Source organism: Corynebacterium simulans (genome assembly GCF_001586215.1).
In the GTDB taxonomy this organism is placed as follows: domain Bacteria; phylum Actinomycetota; class Actinomycetes; order Mycobacteriales; family Mycobacteriaceae; genus Corynebacterium; species Corynebacterium simulans.
In genome coordinates this window covers 13483-30008 of record NZ_CP014634.1, presented here as the reverse complement: position 1 = coordinate 30008, position 16526 = coordinate 13483, and the positions used below count along the sequence as shown (strand labels likewise).

General features: G+C 59.9%; 17 protein-coding genes. All 17 read right to left on the bottom strand.

Features of this window, described 5'->3' with window-relative positions; translation table 11 throughout:
• Positions 1-31: 31 nt before the first annotated feature.
• Entirely contained in the window at positions 32-1675 is a 1644-nt protein-coding gene (der, locus tag WM42_RS00135) for a ribosome biogenesis GTPase Der (RefSeq protein ID WP_062034961.1), read from the bottom strand.
• Positions 1668-2363: a (d)CMP kinase gene (gene cmk, locus WM42_RS00130; protein ID WP_061926186.1), complete on the bottom strand. Its 696-nt coding sequence runs from the start codon at positions 2361-2363 to the stop codon at positions 1668-1670. Before cmk ends, der begins: the two co-directional genes overlap by 8 nt.
• An 11-nt stretch (positions 2364-2374) precedes the next feature.
• Positions 2375-3307 carry a pseudouridine synthase gene (locus WM42_RS00125; RefSeq protein ID WP_062034959.1) on the bottom strand — a complete coding sequence of 311 codons (933 nt, stop codon included), beginning with the start codon at positions 3305-3307 and terminating at the stop codon, positions 2375-2377.
• 76 nt (positions 3308-3383) lie between these two features.
• Positions 3384-3929, bottom strand: a complete 546-nt coding sequence (scpB, locus tag WM42_RS00120) for an SMC-Scp complex subunit ScpB (RefSeq protein WP_062034957.1) — start codon at positions 3927-3929, stop codon at positions 3384-3386.
• A gap of 79 nt (positions 3930-4008) precedes the next feature.
• Entirely contained in the window at positions 4009-4806 is a 798-nt protein-coding gene (locus WM42_RS00115; protein WP_062034955.1) for a segregation and condensation protein A, read from the bottom strand.
• Between the two features lie 11 nt (positions 4807-4817).
• Complete coding sequence (locus tag WM42_RS00110; RefSeq protein WP_201057392.1) at positions 4818-5696, bottom strand: ParA family protein; 879 nt, start codon at positions 5694-5696, stop codon at positions 4818-4820.
• Positions 5697-5809: 113 nt separating this feature from the next.
• A complete protein-coding gene (locus WM42_RS00105) occupies positions 5810-6889 on the bottom strand; it encodes a hypothetical protein (RefSeq protein WP_062034953.1) in 1080 nt (359 codons plus the stop codon).
• A 41-nt stretch (positions 6890-6930) separates the two neighbouring features.
• Positions 6931-7827, bottom strand: a complete 897-nt coding sequence (gene xerD, locus WM42_RS00100) for a site-specific tyrosine recombinase XerD (RefSeq protein ID WP_062034951.1) — start codon at positions 7825-7827, stop codon at positions 6931-6933.
• Positions 7824-8462 carry an NUDIX domain-containing protein gene (locus WM42_RS00095; RefSeq protein ID WP_062034949.1) on the bottom strand — a complete coding sequence of 213 codons (639 nt, stop codon included), beginning with the start codon at positions 8460-8462 and terminating at the stop codon, positions 7824-7826. The genes xerD and WM42_RS00095 overlap by 4 nt, the downstream gene beginning before the upstream one ends.
• Complete coding sequence (locus WM42_RS00090; protein WP_062034947.1) at positions 8463-9383, bottom strand: copper transporter; 921 nt, start codon at positions 9381-9383, stop codon at positions 8463-8465.
• Positions 9383-10567 carry a putative cytokinetic ring protein SteA gene (steA, locus tag WM42_RS00085; protein ID WP_062034945.1) on the bottom strand — a complete coding sequence of 395 codons (1185 nt, stop codon included), beginning with the start codon at positions 10565-10567 and terminating at the stop codon, positions 9383-9385. The genes WM42_RS00090 and steA overlap by 1 nt, the downstream gene beginning before the upstream one ends.
• A gap of 26 nt (positions 10568-10593) precedes the next feature.
• Positions 10594-12270, bottom strand: coding sequence for a DNA repair protein RecN (recN, locus tag WM42_RS00080; protein ID WP_062034942.1), 1677 nt, complete (start codon positions 12268-12270; stop codon positions 10594-10596).
• A 33-nt stretch (positions 12271-12303) separates the two neighbouring features.
• A complete protein-coding gene (locus WM42_RS00075) occupies positions 12304-13185 on the bottom strand; it encodes an NAD kinase (protein WP_061926116.1) in 882 nt (293 codons plus the stop codon).
• Positions 13182-13991: a TlyA family RNA methyltransferase gene (locus WM42_RS00070; protein WP_062034940.1), complete on the bottom strand. Its 810-nt coding sequence runs from the start codon at positions 13989-13991 to the stop codon at positions 13182-13184. Before WM42_RS00070 ends, WM42_RS00075 begins: the two co-directional genes overlap by 4 nt.
• Positions 13991-14152 carry a hypothetical protein gene (locus WM42_RS13415; RefSeq protein ID WP_167599038.1) on the bottom strand — a complete coding sequence of 54 codons (162 nt, stop codon included), beginning with the start codon at positions 14150-14152 and terminating at the stop codon, positions 13991-13993. Before WM42_RS13415 ends, WM42_RS00070 begins: the two co-directional genes overlap by 1 nt.
• A complete protein-coding gene (locus WM42_RS00065) occupies positions 14143-15126 on the bottom strand; it encodes an HAD-IIA family hydrolase (RefSeq protein ID WP_062034938.1) in 984 nt (327 codons plus the stop codon). The genes WM42_RS13415 and WM42_RS00065 overlap by 10 nt, the downstream gene beginning before the upstream one ends.
• 2 nt (positions 15127-15128) lie before the next feature.
• Complete coding sequence (locus tag WM42_RS00060) at positions 15129-16094, bottom strand: tetratricopeptide repeat protein (protein WP_062034936.1); 966 nt, start codon at positions 16092-16094, stop codon at positions 15129-15131.
• Between the last annotated feature and the right edge of the window lie 432 nt (positions 16095-16526).

Below are 16526 nucleotides of genomic sequence, written 5' to 3'. Positions count from 1 at the left end.
TGTTTGTTGAACAGCTCGCCTTTTGTTCGCGTTAGCGCTTAGAGTTCTTACCGCGGCGCTCGCGCACGCGCACCGCGATGCGCACCGGAGAACCGTGGAAGCCGAAACGCTCGCGGAACTTGCGCTCCAGGTAGCGACGATAACCAGCGTCCAAGAAGCCGGTAGTAAACAGCACGATTGTCGGCGGCTGCGTCGATGCCTGGGTGGCAAACAGAACGCGCGGCAGGCGGTTGTTCTTCATCGGCGGCGGGTTAGCAGCGATAGCCTCACGCAGCCAGTTGTTCAGCTGGCCGGTAGACACGCGCTGATCCCAGCTCTCCAGAGCCTCAATCATCGCCGGCTCCAGGCGCTGCAGGGCGCGGCCGGTCTGCGCAGAGATGTTGACGCGGGTAACCCAGGGCAGGTGGCGCAGCTGCTCGTCAATCTCACGATCCAGGTAGTAGCGGCGGTCCTCGTCCATCAGGTCCCACTTGTTGAACGCGATGACTAGAGCCTTGCCGGATTCGAGAACCATGTTGAGCACACGCTGGTCCTGCTCGGAGACCTCCTCGGAGGCGTCGATAAGCATGATGCACACCTCAGCAGCGTCGATGACTCCGCGGGTACGCAGCGAAGCGTAATACTCATGCCCCTGCGCGTTCTTGACCTTCTTGCGCAGGCCCGCAGTATCGATGAACTTCCAGAGACGCTGATCAAGCTGCACCAGTGAGTCCACTGGGTCGACCGTAGTACCCGCCACATTGTCCACGACGGAGCGTTCCTCGGAGGTCAGCTTATTCAGCAGCGAGGACTTACCAACGTTCGGCTTACCCACCAGCGCCACGCGACGCGGTCCGGACGTAATCGATGAATGGCGCGGTTCCTCGGGGAAAAGACGCAGAATCTCATCCAGAACGTCCGCGCCACCGCGGCCATGCTGCGCGGAAACCGGCCACGGATCGCCCAAGCCCAAAGCGTAGAACTCGGCCATATCGGCGTACATGGTCTCAGAGTCGAATTTGTTGGAGACCAAAATGACCGGAACCTCAGACTTTTGCAGCTTGCGAGCCATAACAGAGTCGGTCTCGGTGATGCCGACCTTCGTGTCGACCACGAAGACGATGACATCTGCAGTCGCCATGGCCTGCTCTGCCTGGCGAGCAATAGCAGCGTGGATGCCCTTGACGTTCGGGTCCCAGCCGCCAGTGTCTTGGACGAGGAAGCGCTGGCCGTTCCAGTCCGCGATATAGGAAACGCGGTCACGGGTAACGCCTGGGTGGTCCTCCACCACTGCCTCACGGCGGCCCAAGAAACGGTTTACGAGGGAGGACTTGCCCACGTTTGGGCGGCCAACAACAGCCACGGTGCAGAGGTTTTCCTCGGTGTGGGAATCCTGCACGCCGAAGGCACGGGAAAGTTCTTCCCATTCCTCCTCGCTCATTGGCTCTTCGCCGTCAGACTCATAGTCTTCACCGAAGTCGGCGTCGCCGAACTCGGAATCATCAAACTCACCGTTCTCGAGCTCCGACTCGTCGAATTCGTAGTCGAATTCTTCGGCATCGAAATCGCTCGGGGCCCAGCCGCTGTGCGGGTCACGGGCTACTTCTTCTTCGAGCTTGCCCACTGGGTAGTGGAACTGGGTATCGAAGTCGCCTGCGGCGTTATTGTCTTCTTGACCTGCAAAATCCTTAGACATGTGCAGACTCCTTCACGATTTCGGTGAGAGCGTCGAGGACCTCTTCCAAGCTCATGAAAGAGGTATCAACGAGGGTGGCATCCTCGGCAGGACGCAGCGGAGAAGTGGCGCGGGAGGAATCCGCGGCATCACGGCGCTCGACGTCTGCCAAGACGGTGGCGAAATCAGATTCCAAGCCTGCAGCAAGGTTCTGATCGTGGCGGCGCTGGGCACGTACCTCAGCGGCGGCGGTCATGAATGCCTTCGCCGGGGCGTCGGCAAGCACCACAGTTCCGATGTCGCGGCCTTCAACGATGGCGCGGTGCGCATCCCGGGCCAGCTTGCGCTGCAGCTCCACCAGGTTCTGGCGAACCTCAGGGACCGCCGAAACTGCGGAGACGTTGCGAGTAACTTCGTCCTCACGAATGACGCGGGAGACGTCTTCGCCGTCGAAGATGACCTGCTTGGAATCCGGATCATCGGAGACCTCCAGTGGCAAGTCTGTAGTGGCCTTGATGACCGCATCCGTATCAGCTGGGTCGATGCCAGCGCGCAGAACTGCGAGCGTGGCAACGCGGTACATGGCGCCAGTGTCGACGTATTTTGCGTCGAGGCGCTTAGCCAAAGCACGGCAGGTGGTGGACTTGCCGGTGCCGGAGGGCCCATCGACTGCAAGGATGAGTCCACCGTCAGGCATGTTTGAAATCATGTTTCCTTCCATTACATCCCCACCGCCTTGTACAGGCTGGTCAACTCACTGGAGTTGAGCGCACGCAGGATACCTGGCTTCATCTCGCCCAGCTGCAGAGTGTGCAGCTTGGTGCGAACCAGACGCTGAACTGGGAAGCCAGCTTCCTTAAGCATGCGGCGGACGATGTGCTTGCGGCCTTCGTGCAGCTCAACGCGGACCAAGGAGTAACCCTGGTTCTTGTCCACGACCTGGACATAGTCGGCCTTTGCCAAGCCGTCCTCGAGCTCCACGCCTTCCTTCAGGGTGCGTACCAAGCCGTTGCCAGCCTCGCCTAGAACGGTAGCGAGGTAGGTCTTGCGCACCTCGTACTTCGGGTGCATCAGGCGGTTGGCCAGCTCACCATCATTGGTGATGAGGATAAGGCCCTCGGTATCGGCGTCCAGACGGCCGACATGGAACAGACGCTGTCCTGCGGCCACGCGTTCACCGATGAGATCGCCAATGCATGGGCGGCCCAGTTCATCGCTCATGGTGGACTGCAGACCGCGCGGCTTGTTGAGGATGAAGTACTGCGTTTCCTCATTGACGTTGATGCGCACGCCGTCGACGCGGATGATGTCCACGTTCGGGTCGACGCGTACACCCTGCTGCATGATGATCTTTCCGTTGACCTCAACGCGGCCGGCATCGATCATGATTTCGGCGTGACGGCGGGAGGCAACGCCTGCCTTGGCCAAGACCTTCTGGAGGCGTTCGCCCTTGGAGTTATTCGACTTGCCTTCGGTCAGCCAATCTGCGCCCAGTTCGCGGGCGACGGAATCTGCGGTGGCCTTCTTTTTCCTATTTGCGCGTTCACGCTTGTCTACATGTTGATGGCGGGCCGACTTCGCATTGGAGACAAGCATCTCGCTGTCTCGCTGCTTCTTTTCCGGTGTGCCGTCTCGGCGAGCGGGTGGGGTCACAATAAGTGTCCTTATCAGTAGAAGTTATGAAGTTACCTGCGCAATGCTACCCCACTGCCGCGCACCGTGCGAATACCTAATATTCGGAATCGATCTGTTCCATGTCCGGCAAAAGCGGGGCGAGATCCGGCAAACGCTCCAGCGAGTCAATGCCAAGCAGCTCCAAGAAAAGCTCGGTGGTTTCGTAGCGGTGCGCGAGGCCTTCTTGTGGAAGCTCGCGTACGAGACCACGAACGGTGAGCGTGCGCATCACGCCGTCAACGTTGACGCCACGCACGGCAGCGACTTGGGCACGGGTAACCGGCTGACGGTAGGCCACCACCGCGAGCGTTTCCAGCGCCGCACGAGAGAGCTTGGTCTGCGAGCCATCAAGCAGAAACTCTTCTACTGCATCGGCATTTTCCTGGCGGGTATAAAAGCGCCAGCCTTCCACCGTCTCGCGCAGATCAATGCCCGATCCGCGGGAATCGAATTCGCGTTGGATCGCCCGCAAGTGATCACTGACCACGGACTCCTCTAGGTCGAGTGCGCGAGCCAAAGACTCAACGGAGGCCGGCGAATCAATCACCAGAAGAATCGATTCAAGGCGCGAACGTTGCTGCGAGATTAGCGGAAGTTCCATGCCGGATACTGTACTGCACCGACACAGCTGGCCTAATGCGAGCCGACATTAATCCCAGGCCGGGAATTACTCCACCGGCCTAATCCCAGTTGGAAGCCGCCACCACGGCAGGGTCCACGTCGAGACCGGTCCAGCTAAGTTCCAGTGGCCCGAGGGACTCTGGCTGCTCGGCGTCGACAGCCTTGGCCTTGTAGAGCTCTAGCAATGCCAAGAAGCGGCCGACAACCTCCATCGAGACGGTGCAATCACGCGTGAGAGCAGCAAAGCTCATCCATTGGCCCTCGCCCAGCAACTTGAGTGTGCTGAGGATCTTGCCCGCCTGCTCTGGGACAGAGACAGCAACCTGGTGAATATGGCCCGTGGCCACCTCATCCGGCGGCTTGGGGCGGAATACGCTGGCAGCCAGCTCGGCAAACGAGGCCGGCGTATGGCCCAGGCGGACCGGCGGGAGAAGTTCCACGAAAGCCTTCTCCATGGAGACGGCACGCGGATAGCGGCGCCGCGCCTGTCGCTGCCATTGGGCGAATTGGTCGGCAACTTGCTTATAAGCCTTGTACTGCAAAAGCCGGGCGAAGAGAAGGTCGCGCGTTTCGAGCAGCTCAAGGTCTTCCAGATCGTCGACATCGCCGCGCGGCAAGAGGCGGGCCGCCTTCAAATCCAGCAACGTGGCAGCCACGAGAAGAAACTCGGTGGTTTCATCCAAATCTGCGGTAGCCCCCAGCTGGCGGGTGTACTCGACGAACTCATCGGTGACCTCAGAAAGCGCCACTTCGGTTACGTCCAACTTTTTCGACTGAATCAGCTGGAGCAGCAGATCAAAAGGGCCCTCGAAGTTGCGCAGTGCAATTCGAAAGCCCGTAATCTCCGGTTGGGTCACGGATAAACTTCCTAGACGGTGGAGCGCTCAATAACCTCTTTAGCGAGGTTGCGGTATTGCTGCGCCGCCTGGGAGCTAGGAGCCCAGCTGGTAATCGGCTCACCGGCCACGGATGTCTCCGGGAAACGGACCGTACGAGTAATAACGGTGTCGAAGACCTTGTCACCGAAGTACTGGACGACGCGATCCATCACCTCTCGGGCGTGCTTGGTGCGGCGGTCAAACATGGTGACCAAGATGCCCATGACCTCAAGGTCGAAGTTGATGCGCTCGGAAACTTTGTCCACGGTATCGGTCAAAAGTGCGAGACCGCGCAAGGAGAAGAACTCGCACTCCATCGGGATGATGACGCCCTGGGAACAGGCCAAAGCATTGACCGTAAGCAGGCCCAATGACGGCTGACAATCAATGATGATGAAGTCATAATCACGGCGGATAGGGCGCAGCGCACGGGCCAAGGTGTGCTCACGGCCGACCTCGTTGACCATCTGAATCTCCGCGGCCGACAAATCAATGTTGGCCGGCACAAGGTCGAGGTTCGGCACACCAGTGTGTTGGATGGCGGAATGGATAGAAGTCTGGCTATCCAACATCACGTCATAGATGGTGTCCTCGATTTGATCATGGGTCAGGCCCAAGCCTGCGGACAGTGCACCCTGCGGGTCCAAGTCAACGAGCAAGACTTTACGGCCCAACTCTGCAAGGCACGCGCCCATGTTGATGGTCGAGGTGGTTTTGCCAACGCCACCCTTTTGATTACACATCGAAATGATGGTTGCTGGCCCGTGCTTTTCCAACGGAGCTGGATCTGGCAGCTCACGGATTGGACGCCCAGTCAGCCCCACCTGCGCTTCAGAGGCTGCAAACAGTCCCTCTTCGCCCACAGTCACACCTGCTTCCTTGACCACAAATCGATCGCCAGTGCCACCCGATGCGGGTGGCTGATTACAACGTTGTGATTATAGAGTACCCGCTCTGACCCTTTCATCGCGATCAAGCAAGACTATCCAGTCTCTTGACTTGATTTACGGCGACGCGAAAGCAGCCATCCCAGCACAATTAAAAGCAGAACGCCGCCGGCACCAATAGCCCACGGAAGAATCGAAGAACTATTCTTCGAATCCGCATTGGCACCTTCACCGGAGCCATTGTCAGGGTTTGGTACTTCTCCGGCAGTTTCCTTATTTGGGTCCGTCAGCGTCACTACGAGCACCGCCGCGTTATCGGAATCGCGGACCAGCTCCATGATGAATGGGTTATCCGGGGTTTGGCCTTCCGGATAGGTCAACTCAAGCGTGCGCGAGGACTTATCCACCTTGCGCTGAACGCCCTTGATGAACTCGCCCTTCGCATTGAGATAGCGCAGCGTAACGCCAGCCTCGTCAGTGTCCTTGAAGCGGTTATACAGATCCAGAGCCTGCATCACGCCCATCTGCGCCGTGATGGTCTGGCCTTCAATCGTTGCGTCCAGGTTGATGTACTCCGCCTGCGACACATCGACCCCACCTGCTGCCGCCGGATTATTCGCAGGGTCACCTCCTGACACACCGCCCTGGGCGCCATTGCCACTAGCAGCACCACCATCAGCGCCAGTCCCGGAACCAGAATCTTCACCAGCAGAACCACCGTCGCCGCTATCACCGCCGCCAGCGCCTTCACCAGTGGCACCGCCACCAGGCGGGTCACCGGCAGCACCACTGCCGCCATGCAGCACTGCCCCGCCGTCCCCTCCATTGGCGATGTCCTCGCCGGCGTTATTGAGGTCTTCCTGGGTGACCGAACCGTCGGCCACGAGCGTCAGGCTAATGGTCGTGCCTTCGTAGGTTACTGGCACCGTGACTTGGCCGCCTTCGGGCGGTGCGGTAATCGTAGCTGATCCGCCGGAGGCATTGATGTTCCAGCCCTCACCGGCATAACTTACGTCCACGGGGACCGGTAGGGACACGGTCGAAGTTTGGCCTGCTGGAACAGAGACTGAGGCGTCCTGTGCCTGCGCAGGCGCTACCGCCAGCACCATCGCCACTACCGCTGTTGCTGCACCCAGCTTTACCCCGCGTGTTACACCGGCAAGATCTTTCCGCATGTTCTACTTACTTTCCTGTCTATTTTTAAATTCGTTTAAGCCTAAGCCCTGGGATGCGCCGTGCGCCAGACTTCGCGCAGAGAATCCGCCGTGACGTGGGTATAGATCTGAGTCGTTGTCACCGAGGAATGCCCCAGCAACTCCTGCACGGTACGCACGTCCGCACCGCCTTCTAATAGGTGCGTGGCAAAGGAGTGGCGCAGCGTGTGCGGTGAGATGGACTTTTTAATCCCGGCCCGCGCGGCGGCCTGTTTCAACACCGCCCATGCGCTTTGGCGAGACAGAGACCCACCGCGCGTATTGAGAAATAGTGCATGGGACTTGCCCTTCGACAGAACCGGCCGGCCCCGCACCAAGTACTCCTCCACGGCCTTTTGCGCCTGTGATCCCACCGGAACCAAGCGCTGCTTATCGCCCTTACCGGTTAGCATCAACATGCCATCGTTTTCGGTTACATCATCAACAGTTAAAGAAATGACCTCCGTGATGCGTGCACCCGTGCCGTAGAGCAATTCCAGCAGCGCACGGTCGCGAATATCAATCGGAGTAGCCACTTCCCCCGTAGGCACCGAATCGAGTAGCTTTTCTACCTCCTCAATCTGCAGGGTTTCCGGCAGGTGCTGCGCATTCTTCGGAGGAGTCACTTCACTAGCCACATCCACGTCGAGGATGCCCTCAGCCACGGCGAACTTGTGCAGGCCACGGGCGACGATGAGAGCCCTGCTTGCCGACGACGCGGCCATCGAGCCGCGCAAAAACTTCAGGTAGTTTTCAACCATCCCACGGTCGACTGCCGCTAAATCGTCCACCCCATTGTCAGCCAGCCAGCCCAAATAGCGGCGCACATCCCTGCGATAGTTGCTCAAGGTATTGGCCGAAGCGCCTTTTTCCACCGCCAGGTGGTTGAGCCACGTCGCAGCTAGTCCCTCCGCCTTCACAGCTTCTTCAGGTCAGGGCCGGGGCGACGCGCAGCCATCGCCGTAGGGCGCAGCTCGAAAGGCTCGTCCACGCTACGCGGCTTGCGGCCGCCGCGATAAACGGCATAGGCCGCCAAGATGCCGGTGGCCGCTATCGAATTGACGATGTCACCAGAAATCACTCGATCGACCGCCTCATCAAGCGGCACCCACGCGAAGTCCATGTCGGCTTCCTCATCACCTTCAGCATCCATTCGCGGGACAGCACTTAACCCGCGGGATAAAAACACGCGCACTGCTTCCTCGCAGAAGCCCGGCGAGGTGATGATATCCGCAAGCACGGACCAGTCTTCAGCGGCCAGCCCGGCTTCTTCCTGCAGTTCCCTCTTCGCTCCGGTGAGTTCGTCCTCCCCCTTGATGTCGAGCAATCCAGCAGGAAGTTCCCACAGGCGCCTATCCGCACTACGGCGATATTGATTGACCATGGCGATGCGCTCTTCATTATCCACCGCGACAATAGCCACAGCGCCAAAGTGCTCTACTACCTCACGGTAGGCGGTGGTCCCGCCCGGCATCACTACTTCGTCTCGGCGCACCGCGATGATCGGGGCGTCGAGAAGCAGCTCACTGCTGCGTACCTCGAAGTCATGAGCCATTTAGAGCTCCTCCGGCAGGCTCGGCGCCGCCGCATCGGCCGAGGAAGCAGCACCATAGGCACCCTTGCCTCCGTCGAGCTGCTCCTTTGCCGCCATAACCGCAGCCATGCGCGAGGTGGTGCGGTCGATGGAGTCCACCGTCGAGATATCGGATTTGGCCTCACGCAGCTTGCCAATAACGCGATCTTCGGCAGCCTGCTCCACGCGTGCGGCCACCACAGTGTTTCCGTCGGCCTCGTCAAGTGCCTGCAAGAAATTAACCGTCTGATCGGTGTAGTAACCAGGAAAGCCCTTACCGCCGACGTAAACCACGGCCTGTGCAGGCAAAATAGTGCCGTCTTCATAGTCGATATAGCCGGCATCGCGAAGCGCCTGCAGCAGGTTCGCGCGGTCCTTGGTTGAAGCCAGTGGCTCGGTGGTCTTCGGGTCCATCAGCAAGGCCGCGGCCATCGCTTGGCCGGAGTGCGTGCCTGCATCCACCTTCTTCGAATCAAGCTTGGCACCCGCCGGCAATGCGCTAGTGACCAAAGAAAGCAGCTTATCCGCGCCCTCCTGGCGGTAGAACTCGTCCGTTAGCTTGATCTCGCCGGCATCTTCGGCATCCGCAGACTTGAGCAAACTGCGGATTGCGCGCACGTCGCCCTCGTTGGCTTCTCCAGTAGAGATAACCAGAACGGGACGCTGCGCCAAGCTGCCATCAACTACGACGGGAGCCAGTTTGTCAAGGACGGAGTCGCTAGAGTCTGCCTGTGCCTTGAGCACTTCCTCATTCTGAGCCTTCTTCTGGAACTCCTCGCGTAGCGATGAATCGCCTCCGGCGCCGCCCGACGGCATATTCGGAGCAATCGCCAGCGCTCCCAAGGCCACGCCCACGGCGGTGCCGAAACCAAGACCAGCAACAAGAAGTGACTTACCCGCCATTACTTAAACCATCCTTGCACGCTCAAAGCAAAGTTATTCCAGGTATCGATGAGGTTCTGACCGAAGGAAGCGTCGCCGCCCAAGCCCACGATGATGACGATCACGGCCAGCGCAACCAGGATGCCAAGCAGAGCCCAGAGCCATCCGATGCCGCCGGAGCTCGGGTTGGTGTAAAGGTTGATGACGGAATCGGCATCCACCAGGCGCGTGCCCGCCTTCATACGGGAAAGCATCGCAGCCGGAGTAGCGTGCTCTTGCTTAGCAAAGATATCGTCCAGGTCCAGGGAGCGGCCGACCTGCACAATCATCTGGGCGCCGTGATAATCAGCCAGCAGCAGCGCAAGATCGGTGGCGGAGTCTGTTGCCGCCGGAAAGGTCATCGCACCGATGCCTAAGTCTTGGATGCGCTCCAGGCCCTCCGCAGTGCCGTCTGGATCTGCAGGCAGGATAACGCGCGCACCGCAGCGCAGAGTCTCGGAGCTAATCTCGGAAGGATCACCGACGATAAAGTCCGGCTTATAGCCCAAATCCACCACGGTATCTGCTGCAGAATCCACACCAATGATGATCGGCTCGTATTCGCGGATGAAGTTGCGCAGCAGCTTCACCTTGTTGCGATGGTCCGTGGACGGCGACACAACCAATACCTTGCGGCCTGCCATCTCGGTGCCGGAATCCGGAACGCCTAGGCCGTCGATAAGCAGCGGCCCCTCGGAATGGATGAACTCGATGGAGTTGCCGAAGAAAGCTTCCATATGGTCAATCAGTTCGCGTTGTGCAGAGGAGAAGTTCTTCTCGGCCTTCTCGCGGCTCACAACCTTGCCCGTGGCCACCTCGGTATCGCCAATGAAGACGGCGCCTTCCTCATTAATCCGCGCCTTCTTGCCGTCCTTAAAGCTGGAGACGAATTCCTCGCCCACGCCTTCGATCAGGGTCACACCAGCGTCCAACAGCATGTGCGGGCCGTAGTTCGGGATGGACCCTGTGGTAAATTCTGCGACGTTCAGGACAGCTGCAGGCTTGATATCGACCAGCATCTGCGCTTCCTGGCGGGAAATATTGGCGGCATTGATGACGGCAAAGTCACCCTCGACGAACTTCTTCATGCCCTTTCCGCCCGGGGTGCAGTCACGCAGCGCACCGTGTTCACCAGGCAGATCGGAGTTACGGGAAAACAGACTCATGTCTGCCATTGTCCCCCGTCACAAACTTAAATTGTGGAAGGCGCGCGGAACGCTGCCACTTCTGCCTGGGCGCGATCGAACAATTCCTGGGCATGCGCGCGGCCGGTCTCAGTATCATCCAGACCCGCGAGCATGCGGGCAAGTTCTTCTACCCGCTCGCTAGCGCTGAGATCGCTGACACCGGAGGTGAATTTCTCCTTCGAGACATGCAGGTGACTATCTGCATAGGCGGCAACCTGTGGCAGGTGGGTGACCACGATGACCTGGTTGGAGGTAGCTAGACGCGCTAGGCGACGCCCGATTTCTACCGCGGCGCGGCCGCCCACGCCGGCGTCGACCTCGTCGAAGACCATGGTCGCACCATCTCCATCCGCCAACACGACCTCCAGCGCCAGCATGACGCGGGAAAGCTCGCCGCCAGAGGCCGCGCCTGCCAGCGGCTTGCCGTTGAGTTGAAACTCCACTTCGTCGGCACCGGTCTTGGAGTACTTCGCTTCTCGGATTTCCACGTTGAGCGCGGAATTCGGCATGGCAAGTCCGTGGATTTCCTCGGTGACCTGCTTACTTAGGTTCTTCGCGGCCTTCTTGCGGGCCTTGGTCAGCGCGCTGGCCTTAGCTACCATTTGTTTCTCGGCCTCCATGACCTTAGCCTTGAGCTCTTCCAAAACCTCGGCGGAGGTATCCATGGAGTCGAGTTTTTCTGCCGCGGCGTCACGCCAAGCCAAAACGCCGTCGATGTCGGCGGCATACTTGCGGGTCAGCTGCTTCAGATCTTGCTGACGGCGCAGCGATTCTTCGAGCAGGTTTGGGTCGGCAGGTAGCGATTCTAAGTACGTGCCCAGCTCGGCGGCGATATCGGAGACCTGGCTGGTGATATCGCTCAAGCGTTCGCCCAATGCCGCAAGTTCCTTATCGCTGGAGCCCACCAGGGCGCTGGTTGCCCGGCCCAACAATGCGGAGGCAGCCTCGGCCTCGCCAAAAGAATCATCGCCGTCTACGGCCGAAAGCGCGGTCGCTGCCGCCTCGCGTAAGGTATCAACGTCCTGCAAGCGCTGGATAAGAGTAACAAGCTCTGTGTCCTCGCCCGGTTCTGGGGCGACCTCGCCAATTTCATTGATTGCGAATTGCAGGCGATCTACCTCTTGCGCCAGCTCGCGGCGCGATTCCGTGCGGCGCTTATAGTCCTTGGCTAGTTCGCGCCAGGCGCGAAAAGCCTCGGTGTAGGTCTCGCGGACCTTAGCAATTGCAGGCTCCGAGCGATCAACCGCGGCCAACTGCTGATCGGGGGCAAGAAGACGCAGCTGATCGTTTTGGCCGTGCACCGTTAAAACGTGGGAAGAAAAATCACCCAGCGTTGCAGCAGGCACCGCGCGCCCGCCCAGGTAGGCGCGGGAGCGGCCAGCCGCCGACACCGTGCGGGAGGCGATATATTCGCCATTCTCGTCTGCGACGCCACCGACGGACTCCACGACCTCGGCGGCTGCCGCACGACCTGTGGCAAAGCGCCCCTCCACAGCTGCTTTCTGTGCACCGTCACGCACGCGAGAGGCGTCGGCACGCCCGCCAGCCAGAAGGCGTAGGCCGGTGACAACCATGGTCTTACCAGCGCCGGTCTCACCGGTTAAGACGGTGAGGCCTTCCGCGAACTCTGCCGCAGAGCGCTCAATGACGCCTAAGTCCTCGATAGTGATATCAACGAGCATGTCTGTGCCACACCTGCCTTTCTCTTAAAAAGCCTAGCTTTGCGGGCCGCGCCAGCCGTGCACTGGCAATCGGAGCTTAGATACCAACCTATCCGTAAAGGGTTGGTCATCCAGGCGCACCCACTTGACCGGATGCGCACCGCGCACCGCCTCCACACGCGAACCAGGCGGCATCGCGATTTCGCGGAAACCATCCAAGATGACGATTGCCGGAGAGGTAGCCGAGGCCGACTCTACCGCGACCTTGGACAGAGGAGAGACCACCATCGGCTTCGTGAACAAGGCGTGGGCGTTATTTGGAACCACGAGGAGGGCGTCCAACGACGGCCATAGCACGGGTCCGCCAGCGGAGAATGCATAGGCGGTAGATCCGGTAGGCGTGGAAATTAGCACGCCGTCGCAGCCAAAGGAAGAAACAGGGCGGCCATCGATTTCCAAGATGGCGTCCAGCACACCGGAACGGTTGAGGTTTTCAATGGAGGCCTCGTTGAGTGCCCAACCGCGCTCGATGAGCTTGCCAGAGCGGTCAGTGACCTCGACGTCGAGAGTAAGGCGGTCCTCTACCTCGTAGTCGCAATCAATAACGCGCACGAGCGCGCGCTCCAAGGATTCCGCTTCCCATTGCGCGAGGAAGCCCACGTGGCCCAGGTTGATGCCCAACACCGGGACATCGACTGCGCGAGCCATGTCGGCAGCACGCAGGAAGGTGCCATCGCCGCCTAGGACGAGGACGAGCTCGCAGCCTGCCGCCGCAGCCGGGGTGTGCTCAACGTGCTGCAGCTCCGGCAGCACGTGTTCCGGCGCGCTGACGCGGACCGTGATGCCGGCCTCCTGGAGAATCTCAGCAGCGCGGATAGTGGACTCGAGGTTGTCTGCACGGCTGGCGTGCGGGACAAGCAGAATTTCGCGCTTCACTGTGGCCCTTCCTCAATGGCGGTGCGTACCATCTCAGCGATATCTTCATCTTTGGTTACCTGGCCGTCTTTGACCAGCCACAGGAAATACTCCACGTTTCCGCTAGGTCCCGGGAGCGGTGAGGCTGCCACGCCTTTGACGCTAACCCCCAAGGTCTGCGCAAAGCGCGCCACCTCCTCGGTGACCTCCTGACGCAGCTCCGACGAACGGACGACGCCGCCAGCGCCGATACGGTCTTTGCCGACCTCAAACTGCGGCTTGACCATGGGCAGCAGCCATGCGCCCTTAGCCATCACATCGACGATGGCGGGCAGCACCAGCTTCAAGGAAATGAAGGAAAGATCACCCACCATGGCATCACAAGGCCCCTCGGTGATGTTCAGATCAAGATTGCGGATGTTGGTCCGGTCGAGTACCTTTACGCGCTCGTCGTTCTGCAGGCGCCACAGCAGCTGGCCGTAGCCCACGTCGACGGAGAGCACCTCGCGAGCGCCGTTGCGCAGGCACACGTCGGTGAAACCACCGGTGGACGCGCCGGCGTCGAGAACACGCTTATCCTTCAAAGAGACGTCGAAAGCCTCCAGCGCGCCGAGCAACTTATGCGCGCCGCGGGAAGCCCAGTCATCGTTGTCAGCCACCTCAACCTTGATGGAGACTTCCGGCTCTACGACGGTCGCGGGCTTGCTGGCCTTGAATCCGCCCACGGTAACGCGGCCGGCTTTGATCATCTCGACGGCCTGTTCCCTAGAACGAGCGATCTTCCTGCGGACGAGTTCTGCATCCAAACGACGCCGTTGTGGTGGCATTAGTTCTCCTGCAAGGCCTCACGCAGCACGGCGTGGGCGTTATCTAGTTGGGCTACTTCTTCGCTTAGCGACGCCGCCGGCTGCCCCAAGATTTCCGACATCGCGGCGTCGACCTCCTCGGGCGCCATGACGGCGCGCGGATCGTGCGGCTTTATCGCCATGCAGCTACTGCTTTCTCAGCAAACTCGCTGCGCGGCTGGATATAACGCGGCGGCTCAGGCATGGCCCAGGCAACCTCAAGAACGGTGCGCAGCGCCTGGATGGAGGTGGATTTTTCGTTTCCGCCCTGCAGCACAATGTCATATCCGTCGCAGCGGGCACGGAAATCGCCCTGTGCGCCGGGCTTTGCCACCGCGACGGGCAGCGAGAGCTCGTGGAAGCCTGCACCGATGAAGTTCGGGCGCTGGGCTACCGGAGCCTCGATGAGCTCCAGCTCTCCCGATACACCGGTGAGCACGTGGAAGGTGTCCATCGCCGCTGCATTGCCACCGGCAATATCGGTGTCTAGGCGGTCGCCCACGGCAAGAGGTTTCTTCGACCCGACCTTTTTCGCCGCGTAGGTAAACATTGCAGGCTCCGGTTTGCCGGCGGAGATGGGCTCCACGCCAGTCGACGCCGCGACTGCCCCCACGAGGGCACCATTGCCCACGGCGAAGCCACGCTCGGTGGGCAACGAGGTATCCAGATTGGTGGCGAAGAACTTAGCGCCGTTGTTGATGGCGTAAGCAGCTTCGGATAGCTCCTTCCAACCAAGCGCCTTATCCATTCCCTGGACCACTGCTGCAGGCTTATCCTCTGCGCTATCTACCACCTGGTATCCAGCTTCACGCGTGAGCGTCCGGAAAGACTCTGCACCGATAACGAGAACCTTGGAGCCAGCCGGGATTTCCGCGGCCATGAGCACCAAAGAAGCCTGAGCGGAAGTCACGATGTGTTCCGGATCGGCTTGCAGACCGATCTCAGAAAGCATCGAAGCCACGGCTTCTGGGCTGCGGGACGCGTTATTGGTGACGTAAACGGCGGGAACACCGCACGAGTTAATAACATCCACGACGCAGCGCAGCGGCTGGCCGCCTTCCCAAACGGTGCCATCAAGGTCAAGCAACAACGAATCGTGGGCTTTGAGAATATTCATAGCTAGATCTCTGCTAGGCGTTCGGCGGCGTCGGTCCAGTCTCCTTCATCAATTTTGACTGCATGCTTGAACCACTCCTTGGCCTCCTCCTTGCGGCCTGCTTCCAGCAGCGCATTGGCGTAGGCATAGGACAAGCGGCATGCGGAAACACCGCGATCTTCCTTGTTGGGGTTAGCGCGCTGCATGGTCACAACGGCAGACTCGGCCTGCCCCATATCGATGCGTGCGCCGGCGACGACGATGGCAAGCTCGATTGCGGAATCGCCATCCAACTCGCGTGCTTCCTCGCTGCGACCAAGCTCGACCGCTTTTTCCGGACGCCCCAGGCCGCGCTCACAGTCAGCCATTACGGCCAGCAGACCTGGACCACCGGAGATTCGACGGGCTGCGCGCAACTCCGACAGGGCTTCTTTCCACTCGCCAGCGTGGTACGCCGCAACACCATTGGCCTCGCGGGCGACGGCTACACGACCGGCACGGTCCTTGGCGGCACGAGCATGGCGCAGCGCTAGCTTCGGGTCATCATCCATCCAAGTGCCGGCCATGATCAGGTGCTTGGCGACGGCCTCCATGTTCTCCTTGGACAAAGAGCGCAGATCCTGCAGCACCGACGGATCCAGGTCCTCGATGTTGATATCGGAAGGCAGATCGGGGTCAGTCATACGACGGTTAATGCGCTCTTCGCGGTATCCGGAACGCTGCGGATGTGCCTTATCGAAGCGCTTACCGCCGTAACCGCGACCGCCACCGCGGCGATCGTTACCGCGTGCGTCATTGCGACGGTCATTGCCGCGACGCTCGTCGCGGTTTCCACGGCCGCCGCGACGGTTATCACGGCTATCGCGGTCCTCACCACGACCGTAGCCACGGCCACCACCACGGCGGTTGTCACGGCCACCGTTCTTGCGGTCACCGTAGTTCCCACGGCCGGAGCCGCCCTTACGATCGTTGAAACTGCGCTCAGACATCTAGCCTTACTCTCTTCTTGATTAAAACTCGTCCGTTACTACCGGCCTAGTTTACAGGCCATCAAGGACAAGACAGAAACCTCTACTTTACGCACCACAAGCGCTATAACCAAGCGGGGCCCAATCCAAATCAACCATCGAAAGCCCCATTCAATCTCAAAACCGGACAGAACCTGCATTCGAACCATCGACGCCATAAAATCTAGCGCTCTCAACGCTGCATTAACGAAGTCGAATGCTCCCGGGGTGCTTTATGTGGTGAACAAAGCTGCGTTCGAACCATTGAAGCCGCTGTAACCGGGCGTTGTGGGCTGGTTGGATGGTTCGAATGCAGGTCGACAAACGATAGGGCGAAGGGAAACGTCGTGCCGATAGTCGTGGCCGGCTGGTGTTGGTTCAATAGTAGAAAACGAAAAAGAAGGAAGGGAAGCA

What these genes read in the sequence shown, in the direction of transcription:
- der (WP_062034961.1), bottom strand. Translation starts at nt 1,675, where the DNA reads ATGTCTAAGGATTTTGCAGGTCAAGAAGACAATAACGCCGCAGGCGAC.
- cmk (WP_061926186.1), bottom strand. Translation starts at nt 2,363, where the DNA reads ATGATTTCAAACATGCCTGACGGTGGACTCATCCTTGCAGTCGATGGG.
- scpB (WP_062034957.1), bottom strand. Translation starts at nt 3,929, where the DNA reads ATGGAACTTCCGCTAATCTCGCAGCAACGTTCGCGCCTTGAATCGATT.
- WM42_RS00105 (WP_062034953.1), bottom strand. Translation starts at nt 6,889, where the DNA reads ATGCGGAAAGATCTTGCCGGTGTAACACGCGGGGTAAAGCTGGGTGCA.
- WM42_RS00095 (WP_062034949.1), bottom strand. Translation starts at nt 8,462, where the DNA reads ATGGCTCATGACTTCGAGGTACGCAGCAGTGAGCTGCTTCTCGACGCC.
- WM42_RS00090 (WP_062034947.1), bottom strand. Translation starts at nt 9,383, where the DNA reads ATGGCGGGTAAGTCACTTCTTGTTGCTGGTCTTGGTTTCGGCACCGCC.
- steA (WP_062034945.1), bottom strand. Translation starts at nt 10,567, where the DNA reads ATGAGTCTGTTTTCCCGTAACTCCGATCTGCCTGGTGAACACGGTGCG.
- recN (WP_062034942.1), bottom strand. Translation starts at nt 12,270, where the DNA reads ATGCTCGTTGATATCACTATCGAGGACTTAGGCGTCATTGAGCGCTCT.
- WM42_RS00070 (WP_062034940.1), bottom strand. Translation starts at nt 13,991, where the DNA reads ATGCCACCACAACGGCGTCGTTTGGATGCAGAACTCGTCCGCAGGAAG.
- WM42_RS13415 (WP_167599038.1), bottom strand. Translation starts at nt 14,152, where the DNA reads ATGGCGATAAAGCCGCACGATCCGCGCGCCGTCATGGCGCCCGAGGAG.
- WM42_RS00065 (WP_062034938.1), bottom strand. Translation starts at nt 15,126, where the DNA reads ATGAATATTCTCAAAGCCCACGATTCGTTGTTGCTTGACCTTGATGGC.
- WM42_RS00060 (WP_062034936.1), bottom strand. Translation starts at nt 16,094, where the DNA reads ATGTCTGAGCGCAGTTTCAACGATCGTAAGGGCGGCTCCGGCCGTGGG.